The organism is Acinetobacter sp. UC24323 (assembly GCF_024151445.1).
In the GTDB taxonomy this organism is placed as follows: Bacteria; Pseudomonadota; Gammaproteobacteria; order Pseudomonadales; family Moraxellaceae; genus Acinetobacter; species Acinetobacter baumannii.
The window spans coordinates 119025-136339 of the sequence record NZ_JAHIBY010000004.1 but is presented as its reverse complement, the minus strand read 5'-3'; the positions used below and the strand labels follow the sequence as shown (position 1 = coordinate 136339).

The window sequence follows — 17315 nt, the reverse complement described above, 5'->3', positions numbered from 1 at the left end:
ATCGAAACGATAAGGTTTTTAAATGTTAAGCATAACTTACATTTTATTTTCAGTTTTTTGTGCGGTGTTAGTTACAGCATCACCAGCTTTAGAGACATCTTGACCAAAACCCTTGAACGTATTACAACCTGTTAAAACAAATGCCACCATTACAGATGCGACTAAAACTTTTTTCATCATTTTCTCCGTATAAATTTAATAATGAAGTAAATTTAGATTAAAAAACAAACGGAAAAAGAAACATGATTGTTTAATAGTAAAAACGTTATAAATTGTTTCTATAAGGACGTGGTCTCTTGTAAAACACCGTTATTTTTGATGAGAGAAGGTTTTAAGCTTAGTAAAGCAGGGTGCCTGAACATATAAAATCGGGTTTTATTAATATTTTGACAATATAGGCCATCAGTCCACCAATAAGCAGTGTTTGAACTCGCTTTTTGATGAGGACAAAGCCATTCATGTCTTTCTAAGCGGTAAAAGTCAGATTTAGGGATTTCTGTACCCCAAGTACCTAAGCGACGTTTTAAATTTACCCATTCAGGAATAGGCTGTTCTTGAGGTAAATTTAGAGGAAGATAAAGTTGCCCTTTTAAGACAGCGAAACGTTGTTGAACTTTAAAACCCAAAGCTTCTGAAAATTGAAATTGTTTGTCAGTAAAGTGGTAAAGCTTTTTACTTAAAGTATCTTGTCTATTTAAACCAATCCATTGTTCTAAATTTAATTGACCTTCACCTAGGTAATATTTTAGAGCAACTTCCCAATGTTCAATTTCTTGAGTATTTTGATTTAAAACTAAAAAATCGAGTTCACCTAAAGTTTTTGCTCCATCAATTTTTTGAATGCTATGGCCTAATAACTGATAAGGATGATATTGATCTTCTTGTAGCCAAAACCAAAGTAAATTTTCAAAACGTAAACCTAAGCGTGTGCTCTTAAGCCGAGACATAAATTGAAGTAAAGGTTCTGGTGCTTCATCAAGCTGCTTTAGGCGGGGTAAGTAATTTTGAAAATGTTGTTCCCAATTTTTATCTGTATGTAATTGAAAACTATGTCGAATAGTAAGGCTGCAGGGAAGTTGGCTAAGTAGGTTCGGGCTGGCAATTGTAAAGGCCAATTGTCTTACCATTGGGTGACTGAACTGTAACCATGGCTCAAAATAGGATGTTTTAATTGAGGCAATATTCATACGTTGAGTACTCGAAATAATTCATCCAAATTTCATGGTTAATCAACAAAACAATACCAGAAAAACACTTTATACTACGAGTAACAATAGCTTAAGGTTTATATATGCGAACATTGTTTTGGCGAACTCTGGTCGTGATTTTTATCACGCTTGGTATTATTGGAGCAATTTTACCAGGCATGCCGACAACAGTGTTTCTTATTCTGGCTGCTTGGGCGGCCTCAAAGGGATGGCCTCAGATGGATGCGTGGTTGTTAAACCACCCCAAGTATGGACCAACCCTGCGGGACTGGCGAGCAAATGGGACAGTACCGCGTAAGGCAAAGTGGATTGCAACCATTATGATGACCGCAAGTGGTATTCTGATGCTGTTTACTTCGGCGCCGTTTTGGGTCAAGGTCTTTACCGATACTACCATGCTTGTTGTTGCAATTTGGTTATGGCTACGTCCTGAGCCAAAGTTAAAAGATTGATAATATTTTAACTTTGGCGCAAGACAAGCAGTGAAACTGCGCGTAGAGTAAAGAAGATTGATAATCTTTTAATTTCGGTGCAAGACAAGCTTTCCCATAATTTTTCATTAAAGCTCAAAATAGTTGAGTTGATATAAGAGAAGAAATTCGATGTCCCAATTTAAACTTGAAGATGCAGATATTCTTATCGATTTAGCAAATCAAACTTTAAGCTTACCTAAACATAATAAGTTTTACGTGGTCTCTACTGGCAAAAATGGAATTGGGGAACAAGAAAATACGGGTAAAACCCCACGTGGATGGCATCGGGTTGCTAAGAAATTTGGTATGCAATCTCCCAAAAATGCAGTTTTTATTGCACGGCAGCCTACAGGTGAAGTTTATAGCAGTGAATTAGCCGCACAATTTCCTGAGCGAGATTGGATATTGTCACGCATTCTTTGGTTAGATGGTTTAGAAGAGGGCTTTAACAAAGGCGAAGGCCACGACACGATGCAACGTTATATCTATATTCATGGTACACCTGATAAAGAACCGATGGGGGTTCCAATGTCACATGGGTGTATTCGAATGCGTAATGAAGAAATCATTGAATTGTTTGATTTAGTCTCTGAAGATGCATTAGTTTATTTGTCTGAACAATCTTTAACCTAAAATAGGATTTTAAAGATTATTGTTTAATTAGCCGAATGATCAAAATATTAAAATAAGTGCTTAAATAAAATACAAAAAATTGTTTTTTACTTAATAATGACTTATTTTTAATCATTCATTCGCATTTTTTTGAAAAGTTGTCGAAAAGCGTTTGACACCTGTTAAAGATTCTCTATAATGCACCTCACAAACGATGAAGACGTTAAGGGCGCTTAGCTCAGTTGGTAGAGCGTCTGCCTTACAAGCAGAATGTCGGCGGTTCGATCCCGTCAGCGCCCACCAAGCCTTTACGTTAAGATCTCAAGTGCAGCGGTAGTTCAGTTGGTTAGAATACCGGCCTGTCACGCCGGGGGTCGCGGGTTCGAGCCCCGTCCGCTGCGCCACTTAAGACTTAACATCGTTTACCCCACAATTGCGATATTGTGAAAGTGCAGCGGTAGTTCAGTTGGTTAGAATACCGGCCTGTCACGCCGGGGGTCGCGGGTTCGAGCCCCGTCCGCTGCGCCACTTTTATAAAACGCTTTTGCAGGGCGCTTAGCTCAGTTGGTAGAGCGTCTGCCTTACAAGCAGAATGTCGGCGGTTCGATCCCGTCAGCGCCCACCATAATTTGTGACCATACTTTATTTTTAAAGTATTGCAAGTGCAGCGGTAGTTCAGTTGGTTAGAATACCGGCCTGTCACGCCGGGGGTCGCGGGTTCGAGCCCCGTCCGCTGCGCCATTCTCTTGATTCCCTGATCTAGAGGATGTAATGTATAAAGACTGCGATTGTTGTCTTTTTCAATCAGGGCGCTTAGCTCAGTTGGTAGAGCGTCTGCCTTACAAGCAGAATGTCGGCGGTTCGATCCCGTCAGCGCCCACCATAATTTTTTAAAATTTAAAAAATTAAATACACTAATTTATTTGGTGTTTTTTGCGTTTCTGCTCTTCCTATTTTTTATCTATCTATTTTATCTCTTTTTTAGTTAAACCTCTCTTTTCCATCCTTAATTTTTGAGTTCAGATTTTATTACTTTAAATTATTATTACTAGTGGGTTTAACTAAAGCTGCCGTGCTGGAAAGCAATAGCAGCTTTGTAAACCAAGATTAATACTCGTTTATAAGCCAGCCACTAGCGTACGCAAAATATTCACGTAGCCAAGCGTTGTAGCGAGTAATTAAAGGTGTTTCTGCAGCGACCATATAAACCTGTGTATAGCCTTGTTTCTTTGCAATAGCTGCAGCTCGTGGTGTATGGAAGTCACTTGTAACAATTGCAATAGGTTGATTAACACTAATATGAGCTTGTTCAAGTAAAGGTTTACTATTTTTAAGATTAAGTTCTGTACTTGTGCTTTTGTCTTCAAGGATCATTCGGTCTTTTGTTATATGAAAATGTTGTTTCAAGTAGCGTGACATGACTAATGCTTCAGGTTCTTTTTCTGAAAAGTCCAAACCGCCTGTTAAAATAACCTTTGCTTGCGGTTGTGAAAGGGCAACTGGAGCTGCTGTGTCAAGACGCTTTGCAAGAATAGCTGAAGGCTCTCCATTTTCGACACCACTTCCTAAAACAATAATTGCTTTAACTGCGGGGAGATTTTGACTTGCGTCTTTATTTTCTTTAATAAAATTAAAAAAATAGCCTAAGCCAATTAACCAAATCCAGAAACACAACCACCCAAAACGCCAAAGAGTATGAAGCCGATAGTGATAGAAGAAAAACCGTTCTAAATGATAATAAAATAATGCATAAAGACAGAAGAATGCTCCTAAAACTAAAGGAACAAGTGTGCCTACATGAATTTTATTTAGAAAAGCTAGAAATAAGCCGTCCAAAAATAAAATTGAACCAATGACTGCTAAGAAAATCCGAATCCACTTACTGACTTGCATTGTGTTTAAAGCTGCAATTTAAATTGCAGACAGTGTATGCAAAATCATTCCAAATTCAATGCTGATTGTAATAAAAAGCCGAGTAAAGCATTTTGGCTATTACTCGGCTTTGTTATTTATTGATATTTAATAAACATCACGGCGATAACGGCCTTGTTGTCTTAACTCATCGACTTGTTCTTCGCCTAAAATATGAATAAGTGCTTGATCGACTCCACTTGCCATCCCATCAATACTGCCGCATACATAGAGTACTGCACCGCGTTCAATCCAGTTGATTAACTCCGCTGCATTTTGTCGGATGATATCTTGAACATAAACACGTTGTTCTTGATCACGTGAGAATGCAAGATCAAGTCGTTTTAACATTCCCATCGTTTGCCAAGCTTCAATGGTTGATGCATAGAAGAAATCATGAGCACGTTGGCGTTCACCGAAAATTAGCCAGTTTTCAGTATAGTTATGGCGAGTTCGTGTATGAAGTAAACTCATTAAACCCGCGATTCCCGTTCCATTACCAATACAAATAATCGGACGATTATCATCAATCAAATGAAAAGACTCATTGGTACGGATACGCAGTGCAACATTTTGATTAATTTCTGTATGTTGAGTCAGCCAACCTGATCCTAAACCTAAATCACCAGACTCATCATATTGTTGACGAACAACTAGACGTAATACTTGCTGAGAAGGGATGCTAGCAATGGAATATTCTCGCGTTGGTAGGGTAGGAAGTTGTTCTAGTAAATGGTCCAGATTAGCAAACGGTTCAATTTCACCAGTTAAATCTTTATTCCAAAGTGCCTTTTCAATAGAAACCTGTAGCGAGTCTACCACCGCATTTTTAAGAATGTGATGATGCTGTAAAAACTTATTAATACGCTCAGGACTGTTACCTGGTTGTATTTCAGCAATGTCCCCAGCTTGCCATACAGCTTCATGATTGGCAGTAAGTTCAATATTGTAGGCAGGCTGACCTAGACTATTTGGATTGAGTAAATCACGTTGTTGTAATGTCCAATTATCAAACACTTTTTCGATATTAACAGCATGCAAATCTAGTTTAGTTGCTTTTACAAGTGCCTGATTCCAGTTTTGAATATCTGCCGGATTTGCATTATCTACTTCTATAATATCGAAGAGGGCTTTGGCACCATTGTTTTTAAGCCATTCATCTACTGTGTGGCCAAAACTACAATAAGTATCCGGATATTCCTTAGAGCCTAAAGCTAATACTGCATATTTGACATGTTGAAGTCTTAAATTAGTTTTTAATAACTTTTTAGCAAAATTAGAAGCTAAGTCAGGTGCTTCTCCAGTACCATAGGTGCTAATCACAAAAAGAATTTGTTCATGCTGTTGTAAATCCGCTTCAGTTAACTGTTGTATAGATTTAACCTGAACAGGTTGATGGGCTTCTTGTAAGCTTGTTGCCGTACTCCATGCGAGTTGCTCTGCAACTCCTGTCTGGGTGGCATAAGTAATTAACCAAGGCTTAGCATTTTGGTCGATATAATGGCCTGCTAAAGACTGGCGAGCCGCTTGAGTAAGTTTTTTCTGCTTACGGCGTTTAAGGTAAAGCATCCATCCGGTAATAAAGAATAATGGCATGGCTAAAGAAGCAAGCATCGCCACAAATTGATAAACTGGCCCGAAGAAACTACCTCGGTGCACAGGTAACATACTGCTCATAATTTTTTGATTAAGCTTTTTATCTTCATAAAGCTCCATTTTTTCAATATTGGCAGTTTTATAGTTATAGACAGCTTGGTTACGTGCACGTTCATGTTGTGGCGTTGCATCTACAAAACTTAATTCAATTTTTCCATCATCTTTTTTAGGTAAGTTAACTGTTATAGTCGAATAATCACGTCCAATCTGATTATTAAAACCACTCCAAGTTTGGTTAAGTGCGGTAATCAGTTGAGCATTATCTAGTTGAATTTTAGGTAATTGATCTTTATTTCGTCCAGATCCACTATGGCCTTGCATTTTAGGTTGTTCTACACCTAATACTTTGAACATACCACTACGCCACCAGTCATATGACCAATATAGACCTGTACATGCAAAAAGAAGATAAAAAACAATAACCCATGTACCTACAACAGCGTGTAAATCCCAAATAAAATTTCGACCTTTAAGTTTGGGCTTAACAGCAAGCCATTGACGTGCAGAGTGCTTTTTCGGCCAGCGTAAATATAATCCGCTCAAAACAAAATATATGAGCATTAGGGCACAAGCACCGGTAATTTGTTTACCGAACTCACCAGCAGTTAAGTTTCGGTGAATTTGTTGTATTAATAAAAGTAGCTTACGACCTTGTACCTCTGGTAATACTTGAGCTGTATAAGGGTTGACCATCATATTGTAGCCGCGTCGTTCGCCTTCTTTTTCAATGTTTACTACAGATGAGGCGGTAGGATCTTTGGCAATTGTAATGCTATTAATTTTAATTTCAGGCTGGATTGTTGTGAAATGCTGGTAAAGCTGAGCAGGGGTAAGCTTAGGTGAGCTTTGTGCTTGCACAACATAACTATCTGTATTTACCCATTTTAAAATTTGCTGATCATAAGAATAAATTGCGCCTGTAACACCCATAATGGATAAGATGAGGCCAGCACTAATACCCAGAAACCAATGAATTTGAAATAAAAACTTTTTAAACATGGTCGAATAATGTAAATATGATGGAGATCTTGTAACGAAGTATAGCCGAAGATTGAGTAGATAATATGGATTTTGGAGATAATATTAATTTTCATTATCATTTATTTTTAGCGTAATAAAAAACCTCCTGTAAAGGAGGCTTTTTAAAGAGGTGAAATTATAAAGTTTTCGGTTCACCTACACTTTCTTTCAAATGCTTACGAATTGTATTGAAAGAAAAGTTTTTAGAGTCCATACGTTTAGGCAATATATATGCACCTTGTTGTTCCTGACCTTTAGGATCTTTTACTTTAAAGTTAACTAAAATAAAGTCAGGGGTGTTGTACCATTCATAGATATTTTTCCATCCGATAGTTCCAACGCCTTCTTGTAAGCCCATTTGCTGGCGCATTACGATACCGTGAGGTTGTACACCTAAGCGAATACCTTTGATTTCCTGCACAGGAAACTCATTCATCTTACGCTTAACGTACCATTCCAAACCATATTTGCGGCCTAGGTAATAAAGTACTACACAGACAATAGCAACCCAGCAAATCACTGTAGAGTAGTTCTTGATAAAGATAAGACCTAAAATCGCAAGGGCTAAAATTACGCCCATAATCGCCCAGATTTTTGTGCTGATTTTATTGGTGCTGCGCCAGATAAGAAGTTGTGCATTACGTTGCTCAGCTTCTGATACCTCGTAAGGAACAGGCTGAAGCGTATAAGCATATAAAGTTTTCGCGGTCATAGTGCAAATAACAAATTGTAAACTGTTTTAAGTTTAGCATTAATTGGCATAAGTCAGGAAAGGATATTATGCCAATTTCATACTAAATTCTGACTCAAATTTATAATGATGCAAGTTCGCTAGCATCATTATCCAGATCATGACTTAGCCTTTGTTTTAACATACTAAATCGATTTAATACACTGAGCATCAACGATAACTGCTGTAAAATAATGAGCGATTTTTGGTCATCTTCATCATTTTGGCTTAAGCGCTGACGTATCGTCTGTAGCATATTTTGTGCCGTAAGATCAGGCATTTCATCTCTTAACAAAGCACCTTGTATATCATCTAAAGCTTGATCTAATACGTTAAGAACCGCTTGATCCTGAATCTTTTCTCGATGTGCTCCAAGTGCTGCGATATAACTTAAAAATGTATGATTGAGGCATAAAAATTCAAATATATCGGATTTACGAGTAGGGTCGAAGTCTGGCTCTGTTGCTAAAGTAGAAATAAGCGAAGCGACTTCTGCATCAGTATTATGTGCTGCTCGGCGGACAATACGGTAATTGAGGGCATGATTATGTCCTTCATGATATTGTTTTACCACTTCAGCTAAATAATTACATTGTGCTTGTAAGGAGCGTCGAATACTGCGTGGTAGGCGACGGAATTTCCAGTCAGGCCAAATAAAGGTCACGCCAAACCATGCTAAAGCACAACCAATTAGGGTATCAACAAACCTAGGAATAGCCGCAGCGACTGCCGAACCGTCCAGATTAAAGTTAATTAATGCCAAAATGGTAATAAAAGCAGTTGCTTGAGCATATTGCTTACTACGTAACTCGAAAAACAGTACGCCACTCAAAATTAGCATGACTAATTGCCCTTCCACAGAAGGTACTAAAAATACTATGCTAAGGCCGACAATAATTCCGACTAATGTACCCACAATACGTAAACGTAAGCGACGTTTTGTTGCGTTAAAGTTAGGTTGGCTAACAAATAAAGCTGTCAACATAATCCAGTAGCCATATTCGATATGAGTCATTTGAATAAATACATATCCAATAAAAAGAACAATCGAAACACGAATGGCATGACGGAACAGTACAGATTCAGGTGTTAGATTTTGTTTTATTCGAACAACAATATCATTCCAACCTTTTAGATCATCATCTTTAAGTTGGTTTTCAGCCTGCTTTACTTTGTCAGACTGAATATGCTGTTCCGTTTCTAAGTTGAGTAATTGTGAGTCAATAGATTTTAAGTTGCGGTATAAGGCAAAAAGAGCATTTACCCACAATAAGTCATACTGCTGATCATCTCTTAACTTTACTAAAGATAAGCGTAAATTCTCGAAACTCTGCTTAAAGCGTTTGTTATGGATATAGGGTTTACGCTGTAAAATACATTCATTTAGCTCTTGGCAAGCTTTACCCTGAATCGCCAGAATGCGCTGAAATCTAAATAAAATATCACTGTGCTGGAAAATTTTAGCTAACTTTTGATAGTCGATATGGGCAGAGTCTGCACGTTCATGAATGTCTTGTGCGACAAAGTAATAATGTAGGCTACGGCGAGTACCTTTTTGTCCACGGTCACCCTTTAAACGGGTTAAAAGGGCGGTTTTAAGATCATTAAAAATCGTTATTAATTTGCCATTTTCTAATGAAAGATCAATCATGCTTTGCTGATAACTCGCAGGCGTCATATCGACATCAAACAAATTGGATTTAGCAAATAGAAAGTCGCCTAATGAAGCATAAGAGGCTGCAAGTTTATCTTGGAGCTGGCGAACCGGAAATAATAAAAAGCTAATGGTTGCAATAAGTCCGTACCATGCTGCTCCTGCAACCAAAAGCGCTGGCTGAATATACCACTGGTCAAATAAATGAACTCCCAACATGGTATAAACTGAAACAACCAGACATCCATAAGAAATTGTTGCGTAACGGCGGCCTAATGACCCGAGTAAAATCCAGCCAATACAAGAGGCAATCAGCCCTAGCGCAAAAAGCATTGGATAAGGGAAAAGTAATTGTACGGAAGCTGCGGTAATGAAGAAACCAATATAGGTGTAAATTAAATTCATGATTCGCACTGAAAAGCGATCATCAATATCACTTAAACCAGCTGCGACCACACCTAAAGTGAGGGGAATTGTTGCTAATTGATGTCCTAGAAAATAAGGCACGAACGCAGTTCCTGAAAAGGCAATCAGCATCCGCACGTTATACATAAATGATGTGTTATAAGTCGCTCTTTTTAGGCGTTTAAACCAAGATTTCAAATGAAGTCCTTGCTGATCAACCTGAGTGATAAAGGATTTGCGTATTTCTACACCAATGTTGCACAAATCATACGATAGACAGTGTAAGCTTGTCTGTATGCAAATGATTGAAAAATGAAATATCGTTATGTCTGAACAAACAGCCCAGCGTCAATATTCTATTGGCTGGATTATGTTGCTCGCTTTACTCACGGCTTTAGGGCCATTATCCATTGATATGTACTTACCTGCGTTGCCTCAAATGGCCCATGATTTTGGAGTGAGTACGCAAATGGTAGCAAACACATTGCCAGCTTATTTTTTTGGTTTAGCCATTGGACAACTGGTATATGGACCTTTAAGCGACCGTATTGGTCGAAAAAAGCCTCTTTATTTTGGGCTTGCGCTTTATGCAGTTGCAAGCTTGTTCTGTGTGCTCGCTACAAATGAATGGAGCCTAATTGCTGCCCGTATTTTACAAGCCTTAGGTGGTTGTGTGGGGGTGGTTATGGCTCGTGCTGCTATACGAGATAGATTAGATGTCCAAGGCTCGGCACAAGCTTTTTCAAGCATGATGATCGTAATGGGCTTAGCACCTATTTTGGCCCCGATGATTGGGGCCTGGATATTAATCTGGTTTCCGTGGCAAGCGATTTTTATTGCGCTTTCAATTGTAGGGGCAATCTGTTGGCTATGTGTACATTTCTTTTTTAAAGAAACTTTGGCAGTTGATAAGAGGCTCAAGTTATCTCTATATCAAGTGGCTACCTTATATGGTGCTATTTTCAAAGATGCAAGCTTCCGTTTACCTATGTTTGCAGGATGTTTAACAGGTGCAGCGTTATTCTGTTATATCAGCTCAGCTCCAGCCGTTTTTATGGATCAATATGGCTTAAATCAGCAAGAGTTTGCGTATGTATTCGGGCTCAATGCTTTTGGCATTATGTTAATGTCATCTTTAAATAAGCACCTAACCACACGTGTTGAAATCACTAAGCGCTTAAAAGCAGGTTCAATGGTACAAGTGACAGGTGCAAGCATTGTGTTGATTGCTGGTTTAATTTCTGCAGCACCTTTATGGCTAGTAATGTTAGGACTGTTCTTAGCAATTTCAGGAATTGGTTTAACTGGACCAAATGCTATGGCTCTAGCCATGTCAAAGCAAGGTGCTCGTGCAGGAACAGCCAGTGCAATTATGGGCAGTATGCAATTTGCTTGCGGTTTATTGGGTGGAGTATTGCTTAACTTTCTTATTTGGTCTGCATCACTCAATATGGGAGTGATGATGGTGTTATTTACATTAAGTGGTTTTATTGTTGTTTTAAAAGCGATTCGTCAAGCAAAAAGCCAATCACTCTCTTGATTTTAAGAGAGTGATTGTCTTGCATCTTTAATCAAGAAAAACTGCAAAATTCTCAACAGGCTCTCTAGGCGTAATAAAGGTATTCACAATATGTTCAGGGTCGGCATGACCTAGTGCAATTGCACATACCAACTCTTCATCATCTGCTGCGCCTAAAATATCTAACACTAGGGGATGAAAATGGTTCCAAGCTGCTTGAGGGCAGGTGTCTAATCCCCGAGCCTTGGCAGCGACCATGACATTTTGAATCATCATAGCGATATCCATTTTGGAACCAATTCCCATTGCTTTATTGACTGTAAAGAAAATTCCGACTGGAGCATCAAACAGTTTGAAGTTACGTAACTGCTGAGCAGCCATTTTTTCTTTTTCACCTTTTTTGATATCTAACAAACCATAGAGTCCCCAACCATTTTCACGGCGGCGGTCAATAAAAGGAGAGACCCATTTTTCAGGGTAATATGCAAAAGTTTCTTTATATTGCTCTGCAAGTTCGGGATTTTTGGAAACCTCAATCTGTGCTGCACAAACACGCTCTACCATTTCATCACGTTTATGACCTGTAACTACATAAACTTTCCACGGTTGAGTGTTGGTACCGGAAGGTGCTCGACTTGCGACTCTTAATATATCTTTAATGACTTCTGGCTCAATGGGAGTGCTTAAAAAAGCACGGACAGAATGTCGAGAGGTAATTGCTTCGTCAACAAGGCGGACTTGTTCCAAATTCATGAGTACTCCTGATCTTTTTCCTCAATATTTAATACTTTTTGAGATGCAATTTTATATGCTGAAATTGCTGTATTTATAAGCAAAAAATATTAGAAAACAGATATCCTTATATATATGATTAATGACTTGGGTAAGACATGATGTCTGCTCAATGATAATTCGAATATGCCACTTTAGGCTTAAAATGGTAAAGTGGTGCGACTTTGATAGTCATTCGATTAAAGCCAAAATAAGGGTTGAGTGAAAATTGCTCAATTAGAAAAAAGGTATAATATGTTTAAAAACAGTACAAAACAGATGTTTTTGCATAAAAAATAATCTTAAGTAGCATAAACTTTTAATGAAAAACATACACAAAATTTTAAATTTCTGCATAATACCGACTTTTTTACGCAGGTATGATTTCTCCATACTCACGTTAGGAAAAAAGTAGTGGCTGCAAATAAAATACTTTTACAGAAAGGATTTTGTGCAGAAATGGAGAAATACACGAGGTATAAGGAGCTTTACATGAGTTTACCGCTCATCAACAAGCAGTTCATGAAACAAGGATTGGCGATTACCATTGCAACCATGAAAATGAACGTAACTCACGCAACTACTGAGCCACAAGAAATACAACAGCTTGGTACAGATCTCAATGCACTCTTCTTTAATGAAAAAGAAAAGGGCACAGATAGTCGTGTTATGACGATGGCTTGTTACAGTCTTTGAAATTTAAATCCAGTTTAGACATTCGCCCAAAAGTATATGTAAATATGCTTATTGGCTTAAATCCAGTTTTTATAACTCGATTAATTGATGGGAATCATTAAACGAGCTGATTTAGCGGTGGTCATTTGTTAGTTTCCAAGTTTGTAGCCGAGTCGATGCATTCTGTTCACCCAAATGGGAATATGTTCAGTGGTGCGATGAATTTATTTTATCTGAAGGGTGCTTTCTCTCATGTAACCTTCAAAGGCTTAGTGCTGGGCATGATGTTGCTTAAACTTGTGACGGTAATTGCTATTCAAGTGACATTAAAAGTTTTTCCTTAAATGTACTGAAGAAGTCCCTATTTTTAGGGGCTTTTTTGTTTATTGCAGTATTTTGGCTTGTGCTAATAGCACATTAGCAAGAACGTAAGCGGACCGAGTATGAATGAACAACTCAATGCCACACTGATGTCGTGGGTACAATTTTTTAATGAACCTTTATGGGATTTTCTGGTTATTTTCTTGCTGGCCGTCGGTATTTTTTATACGGTCTTAACAGGAGCAGTGCAAATTCGCATGTTCTTGCAAAGTATTCGTGTTATGAAAAGCAGCCGTACAGAAGGCGAAGATGAGCATGGCCTTACACCTTTCCAAGCATTTGTAACAGGTCTTGCGAGCCGTGTTGGGGTGGGTAACATTGCTGGTGTAGCAATTGCGATCGCAATTGGTGGCCCAGGTGCCGTGTTCTGGATGTGGGTAACCGCTGTACTTGGTATGAGCTCTGCTTTTATTGAATCTACTCTTGCTCAACTTTTTAAGGTGAGAGACAGTAATAGCAAGCAATTCCGCGGTGGTCCAGCCTACTATATTACTCAAGGTTTACGTAGTAAAACTTTTGGTGTGATCTTCGCGTTAGCATTGATCTTTACTTATGGTTTTGTATTTAACTCAGTTCAAATCAATGCAATTGCTAATGCATCTTCACATGCTTGGGGTTGGGATAAAGCTAATCTTATTGCGCATTTAGGTGGTGTTGATTTAGAAATTTCATGGGTTGGTCTTGCTCTTGTTGTGATGGTTGCATTAGCAATCTTTGGTGGTATTAAACGTATCGCTAAATTCGCAGAGATGTTTGTTCCTTTAAAAGCAGGTCTTTATCTCTCTGTAGCGTTATATATTGCATTAAGCAACTATGCGATTTTACCTGATGTTTTAAAACTGATTGTGACTGAAGCTTTCCACTTTAATGCTGCGGCAGGTGGTTTCTTCGGTGCTGCTGTATCAATGGCAATGATGCAAGGGATTAAGCGCGGGTTGTTCTCAAACGAAGCAGGTATGGGTTCTGCACCAAATGCGGCGGCTGCGTCTGATGTAAAACATCCTGTAAACCAAGGTTTGGTACAAATGCTTGGCGTATTCGTAGATACATTCATTGTATGTACAAGTACAGCAATCATCATTTTAGTTTCTGGCGTTTACCAAGATGCTGGTTTCGTCGGTGTTGAATTAACCCAACGTGCACTAGAGACTCAAGTGGGGCACTGGGGAGCTGACTTCTTAGCTGTTCTATTATTCTTGTTCTGTTACTCAGCTGTATTAGGTAACTATGCTTATGCAGAAAGTAACGTACAGTTCATTAATAACAACCCGAAAGTCATGTTCATCTTCCGTATTTTTGTATTGGTGATGGTGTATTTCGGTGCAATTGGTAGTGTGCCATTAGTATGGTCAATGGCAGACTTGTTTATGGGTATTATGGCTACCATTAACTTGGTCGCAATTTTACTCTTAACCCCAATGGCTCGTACTTTGTTGAAAGATTACCGAGCGCAATTGAAGCAAGGTATTAAAGAACCTGTATTTAAAATTAATAAATATCCAGAGTTGAAGAAAAAAGTCGATTCAGATATTTGGTAATTTTGTAAGAAAAGCCTCTTAGAAATAAGGGGCTTTTTTTCGGCATAATAAAAATGCTTGAGTATAAAAATTAAACATGACAAATTAAATAAATTCACTACAGCATTTCACAAAACGAGCAACTAAAATTGCAATTCGAAAATTAACGTCATAGTGCAAAGATGGGCCATGAAACAGCTTAAATTGTGGGTTCTCGGACTTTCTATGGTGTTGGCCGGGTGCCAAACCACCTCACACTTATCTGCCTTAAAACCGCAAACGGCAGAGGCATACTCACGTTTCGTCGATCAGCCTTTTGCACAGCTTAAGAAGCAGCATAAGAAACCAGTAGTCGCATTAGTACTAGGTAGTGGTGGTGCACGAGGATATGCACATATTGGTGTTATTGAAGTTTTAGAACAGCATGGTATCCGTCCTGATTTCATTGTTGGAACCAGTGCAGGAAGTATTGTCGGAGCAATTTATGCGAGTGGAAAAACGCCTGATGAACTGCGCGATACTGCATTGAAAATGAAAGCGGCTGATGTTCGTGACATCAGTATTGGTTTAAAAGGTTTCTTTGACGGCAAAAAAGTTGAAGACTATGTAAACCAGCAAGTAAATAACTTGCCGCTCGAAAAAATGAAAATTCCGATGTATGTGGTGGCAACAGAGCTAAAGCATGGTACCAAAACCGTATTTAATTATGGCAATACGGGACAGGCCGTGAGAGCATCAGCCTCCATACCAAGCATGTTTGTACCGACTAAAATTGGTAAATCTGAATATGTAGATGGCGGTTTAGTCAGTCCGGTACCTGTTGAAGTAGCCCGTGATTTAGGAGCCGATGTCATTATTGCTGTCGATATTCTGGCTCAACCCATTTATACGGAAACCTCAAATGTATGGGGACTCTTTAACCAGAATATTAATATTATGCAAGGACGTTTGGCTGCCGAAGAACTTCAATATGCAGATGTAGTAATTCAACCAGATTTAAGAGAAAAAGCACATATTTTTGATGTAAAAGGTCGTGAAGCAACCATGAAGGCAGGCATAGATGCAGCAAATGCAAAACTGTCTGATATTCAGTTTGCGATTGATGAAAAAATAGCTGAACAGAATCTATCTACTGACGGTTTAAGTGCGCAAACGCAATAAATTGAAAGCAAGTATATGAAAAATTAAGTAAAAGCCCGCTAAGGGCTTTTTTGTTGAAAAATAAAAGATTTGTATGTGCTGACAAAAATTTTTGTATAGTGGAGCTATGCTGAAAACTACTCATGACACATATGAGATATTCATGCTATTTTTCAAAAAAATAATTGATTTGTAACATATTGAGGCCAGCTACTTAGATGATTCAGCAACAGGTAAAAAATGAGTTTCCAACATTAGAAGATATACATGCCGCTGCAGAGCGTTTAGATGGTTTAGTTGTTAAAACACCTTTTGTTTTTTCAGAAACCATTTCTAAAACCTTAGGGGCTGAAATGTGGCTGAAATTTGAGAATCTACAGTTTACGGCTTCGTTTAAAGAAAGGGGCGCATTAAATAAACTTTTGAGCTTATCTGAACAAGAAAAACAACATGGTGTAATTGCAGCTTCAGCTGGTAATCATGCGCAAGGGGTCGCTTATCATGCACAGCGCACAGGAGTCACGGCAACTATTGTTATGCCAAAATCGACGCCCAATGTGAAGGTGCAACGAGTACGTGAATACGGTGCGCGTGTTATTTTGCATGGCCAAGACTTTTCGGAAGCTGCTGCTGAAATGCACCGTGTGGCACAAGAAGAATCTTTAACCATTATTCATCCATTTGATGACGCTGAAATTATTGCGGGTCAAGGTACTATCGCGCTCGAAATGCTGGAAGCTGTTCCTGATTTAGATATCTTGGTCGTACCTATTGGAGGTGGTGGTCTCATTTCTGGTATTGCGATTGCTGCAAAATCAATAAATCCTAAAATCAAGATTATTGGAGTTCAGTCGGTTGTTTATCCAAGTATGGCGAAACTGCTTTGTAACTATCAACTCGCGGTTTCAATGGGTTCAACGGTAGCTGAAGGTATTGCGGTTAAAACTCCGGGTGAGCTGACCACACAAATTGCTAAGCATTTTGTAGATGATATTGTGGTAGTCACTGAAGATATGATTGAAGAAGCGATTGCGCTATTACTCAACATTGAAAAAACAGTGTGTGAAGGAGCTGGCGCAACTGGAATTGCTGCAATTATGTCTCGTCCCGATCTATTTTTAGGCCATAAAGTTGGTGTGGTGTTATCTGGTGGCAATATTGATACACGCGTAATGGTTTCAGTATTACAGCGTCACTTAACTCGTACTGGCCGTATGGTTCGTATTCGCGTTGAATTACCAGATAATCCGGGTGCCTTAGCGCGTCTAACAGCAATTATTGCGGAGCAGGGCGGTAATATTTACGAACTTCGACATGAACGCTTTGCCGCAACAAGCCGTGCTAAAGAAAGTGCGGTGAGTGTCGATATTGAACTAAAAAGCGCTCCAGATCTGGAACCATTAATTCAGGCTATGCAACTTGAAGGCTATATTGTTCGTAAAGAAGAGATTTAAACGTACATATGGCTGTGATATAAAAACTGTATATGGCTCTTAGGGGAGCCATATACAAAGCAATTTAAACGGATTAAATTGCATAAAGGGATGAATTTACAAAAAAACGATCAAATCCTTCAATGAAATGGGAAAAATTGACAATTCTCTAAACTTTAGCCTTCACAATTTTAAGGTTTAGGTTTTAGT

General features: G+C 38.6%; 15 protein-coding genes and 6 tRNA genes. 14 read left to right on the top strand and 7 right to left on the bottom strand.

Annotation, left to right across the window (positions count from 1 at the left end):
• Positions 1 to 36 precede the first annotated feature (36 nt).
• The gene (locus KNQ97_RS07475) at positions 37 to 180 is read right to left on the bottom strand and encodes an entericidin A/B family lipoprotein (RefSeq protein ID WP_001984826.1); all 144 of its coding nucleotides are present in this window, start codon (positions 178 to 180) and stop codon (positions 37 to 39) included.
• A 98-nt stretch (positions 181 to 278) separates the two neighbouring features.
• Positions 279 to 1187 (bottom strand): DUF1853 family protein, encoded by a 909-nt coding sequence (locus KNQ97_RS07470; protein WP_253612025.1) that lies wholly within the window; start codon positions 1185 to 1187, stop codon positions 279 to 281.
• A 104-nt stretch (positions 1188 to 1291) separates the two neighbouring features.
• Between KNQ97_RS07470 and KNQ97_RS07465 the strand changes: the two genes are divergently transcribed.
• The 8 genes from KNQ97_RS07465 (at position 1292) to KNQ97_RS07430 (ending at position 3176) form a co-directional block, all read left to right on the top strand.
• A complete protein-coding gene (locus KNQ97_RS07465; RefSeq protein WP_001259501.1) occupies positions 1292 to 1660 on the top strand; it encodes a YbaN family protein in 369 nt (122 codons plus the stop codon).
• A 150-nt stretch (positions 1661 to 1810) separates the two neighbouring features.
• Positions 1811 to 2314, top strand: coding sequence for a cell wall-recycling L,D-carboxypeptidase ElsL (gene elsL, locus KNQ97_RS07460; RefSeq protein WP_000077301.1), 504 nt, complete (start codon positions 1811 to 1813; stop codon positions 2312 to 2314).
• 206 nt (positions 2315 to 2520) lie between these two features.
• A tRNA-Val gene (locus KNQ97_RS07455) sits at positions 2521 to 2596 on the top strand.
• A gap of 24 nt (positions 2597 to 2620) precedes the next feature.
• A tRNA-Asp gene (locus tag KNQ97_RS07450) sits at positions 2621 to 2697 on the top strand.
• 47 nt (positions 2698 to 2744) lie between these two features.
• A tRNA-Asp gene (locus KNQ97_RS07445) sits at positions 2745 to 2821 on the top strand.
• 21 nt (positions 2822 to 2842) lie between these two features.
• Positions 2843 to 2918, top strand: a tRNA-Val gene (locus tag KNQ97_RS07440).
• A gap of 39 nt (positions 2919 to 2957) precedes the next feature.
• Positions 2958 to 3034: transfer RNA gene (locus KNQ97_RS07435), tRNA-Asp, on the top strand.
• A gap of 66 nt (positions 3035 to 3100) precedes the next feature.
• Positions 3101 to 3176: transfer RNA gene (locus tag KNQ97_RS07430), tRNA-Val, on the top strand.
• A 224-nt stretch (positions 3177 to 3400) separates the two neighbouring features.
• Here KNQ97_RS07430 and KNQ97_RS07425 read toward each other — a convergent pair.
• The 4 genes from KNQ97_RS07425 to yccS all read right to left on the bottom strand — a co-directional run bounded on the left by KNQ97_RS07425 (position 3401) and on the right by yccS (position 9867).
• Positions 3401 to 4186, bottom strand: coding sequence for a YdcF family protein (locus KNQ97_RS07425; protein ID WP_253612024.1), 786 nt, complete (start codon positions 4184 to 4186; stop codon positions 3401 to 3403).
• A 126-nt stretch (positions 4187 to 4312) separates the two neighbouring features.
• On the bottom strand, positions 4313 to 6859 hold the full coding sequence (locus tag KNQ97_RS07420) for a sulfite reductase flavoprotein subunit alpha (protein WP_253612023.1): 2547 nt from the start codon (positions 6857 to 6859) through the stop codon (positions 4313 to 4315).
• Positions 6860 to 7016: 157 nt separating this feature from the next.
• A complete protein-coding gene (locus KNQ97_RS07415; protein WP_000125649.1) occupies positions 7017 to 7592 on the bottom strand; it encodes an SdpI family protein in 576 nt (191 codons plus the stop codon).
• Positions 7593 to 7692: 100 nt separating this feature from the next.
• Positions 7693 to 9867, bottom strand: a complete 2175-nt coding sequence (gene yccS, locus KNQ97_RS07410; protein WP_001984830.1) for a YccS family putative transporter — start codon at positions 9865 to 9867, stop codon at positions 7693 to 7695.
• 127 nt (positions 9868 to 9994) lie between these two features.
• On the opposite strand from yccS, the gene KNQ97_RS07405 reads away from it, so the two are divergent.
• Positions 9995 to 11209: a multidrug effflux MFS transporter gene (locus tag KNQ97_RS07405; RefSeq protein WP_000003701.1), complete on the top strand. Its 1215-nt coding sequence runs from the start codon at positions 9995 to 9997 to the stop codon at positions 11207 to 11209.
• Between the two features lie 27 nt (positions 11210 to 11236).
• Here the strand turns inward: KNQ97_RS07405 and KNQ97_RS07400 are convergent, their stop codons facing one another.
• Positions 11237 to 11941, bottom strand: coding sequence for a nitroreductase (locus KNQ97_RS07400; RefSeq protein WP_001047593.1), 705 nt, complete (start codon positions 11939 to 11941; stop codon positions 11237 to 11239).
• Positions 11942 to 12451: 510 nt separating this feature from the next.
• On the opposite strand from KNQ97_RS07400, the gene KNQ97_RS07395 reads away from it, so the two are divergent.
• The 5 genes from KNQ97_RS07395 to KNQ97_RS07375 all read left to right on the top strand — a co-directional run bounded on the left by KNQ97_RS07395 (position 12452) and on the right by KNQ97_RS07375 (position 17126).
• Positions 12452 to 12655 carry a hypothetical protein gene (locus KNQ97_RS07395; protein ID WP_002010643.1) on the top strand — a complete coding sequence of 68 codons (204 nt, stop codon included), beginning with the start codon at positions 12452 to 12454 and terminating at the stop codon, positions 12653 to 12655.
• 182 nt (positions 12656 to 12837) lie between these two features.
• The gene (locus KNQ97_RS07390) at positions 12838 to 12978 is read left to right on the top strand and encodes a hypothetical protein (RefSeq protein ID WP_000490937.1); all 141 of its coding nucleotides are present in this window, start codon (positions 12838 to 12840) and stop codon (positions 12976 to 12978) included.
• A 99-nt stretch (positions 12979 to 13077) separates the two neighbouring features.
• Positions 13078 to 14553, top strand: a complete 1476-nt coding sequence (locus KNQ97_RS07385; RefSeq protein WP_001005337.1) for a sodium:alanine symporter family protein — start codon at positions 13078 to 13080, stop codon at positions 14551 to 14553.
• 168 nt (positions 14554 to 14721) lie between these two features.
• Positions 14722 to 15693 (top strand): patatin-like phospholipase family protein, encoded by a 972-nt coding sequence (locus KNQ97_RS07380; RefSeq protein WP_000811534.1) that lies wholly within the window; start codon positions 14722 to 14724, stop codon positions 15691 to 15693.
• 197 nt (positions 15694 to 15890) lie between these two features.
• Positions 15891 to 17126 (top strand): threonine ammonia-lyase, encoded by a 1236-nt coding sequence (locus tag KNQ97_RS07375; protein ID WP_000615951.1) that lies wholly within the window; start codon positions 15891 to 15893, stop codon positions 17124 to 17126.
• Positions 17127 to 17315 lie beyond the last annotated feature (189 nt).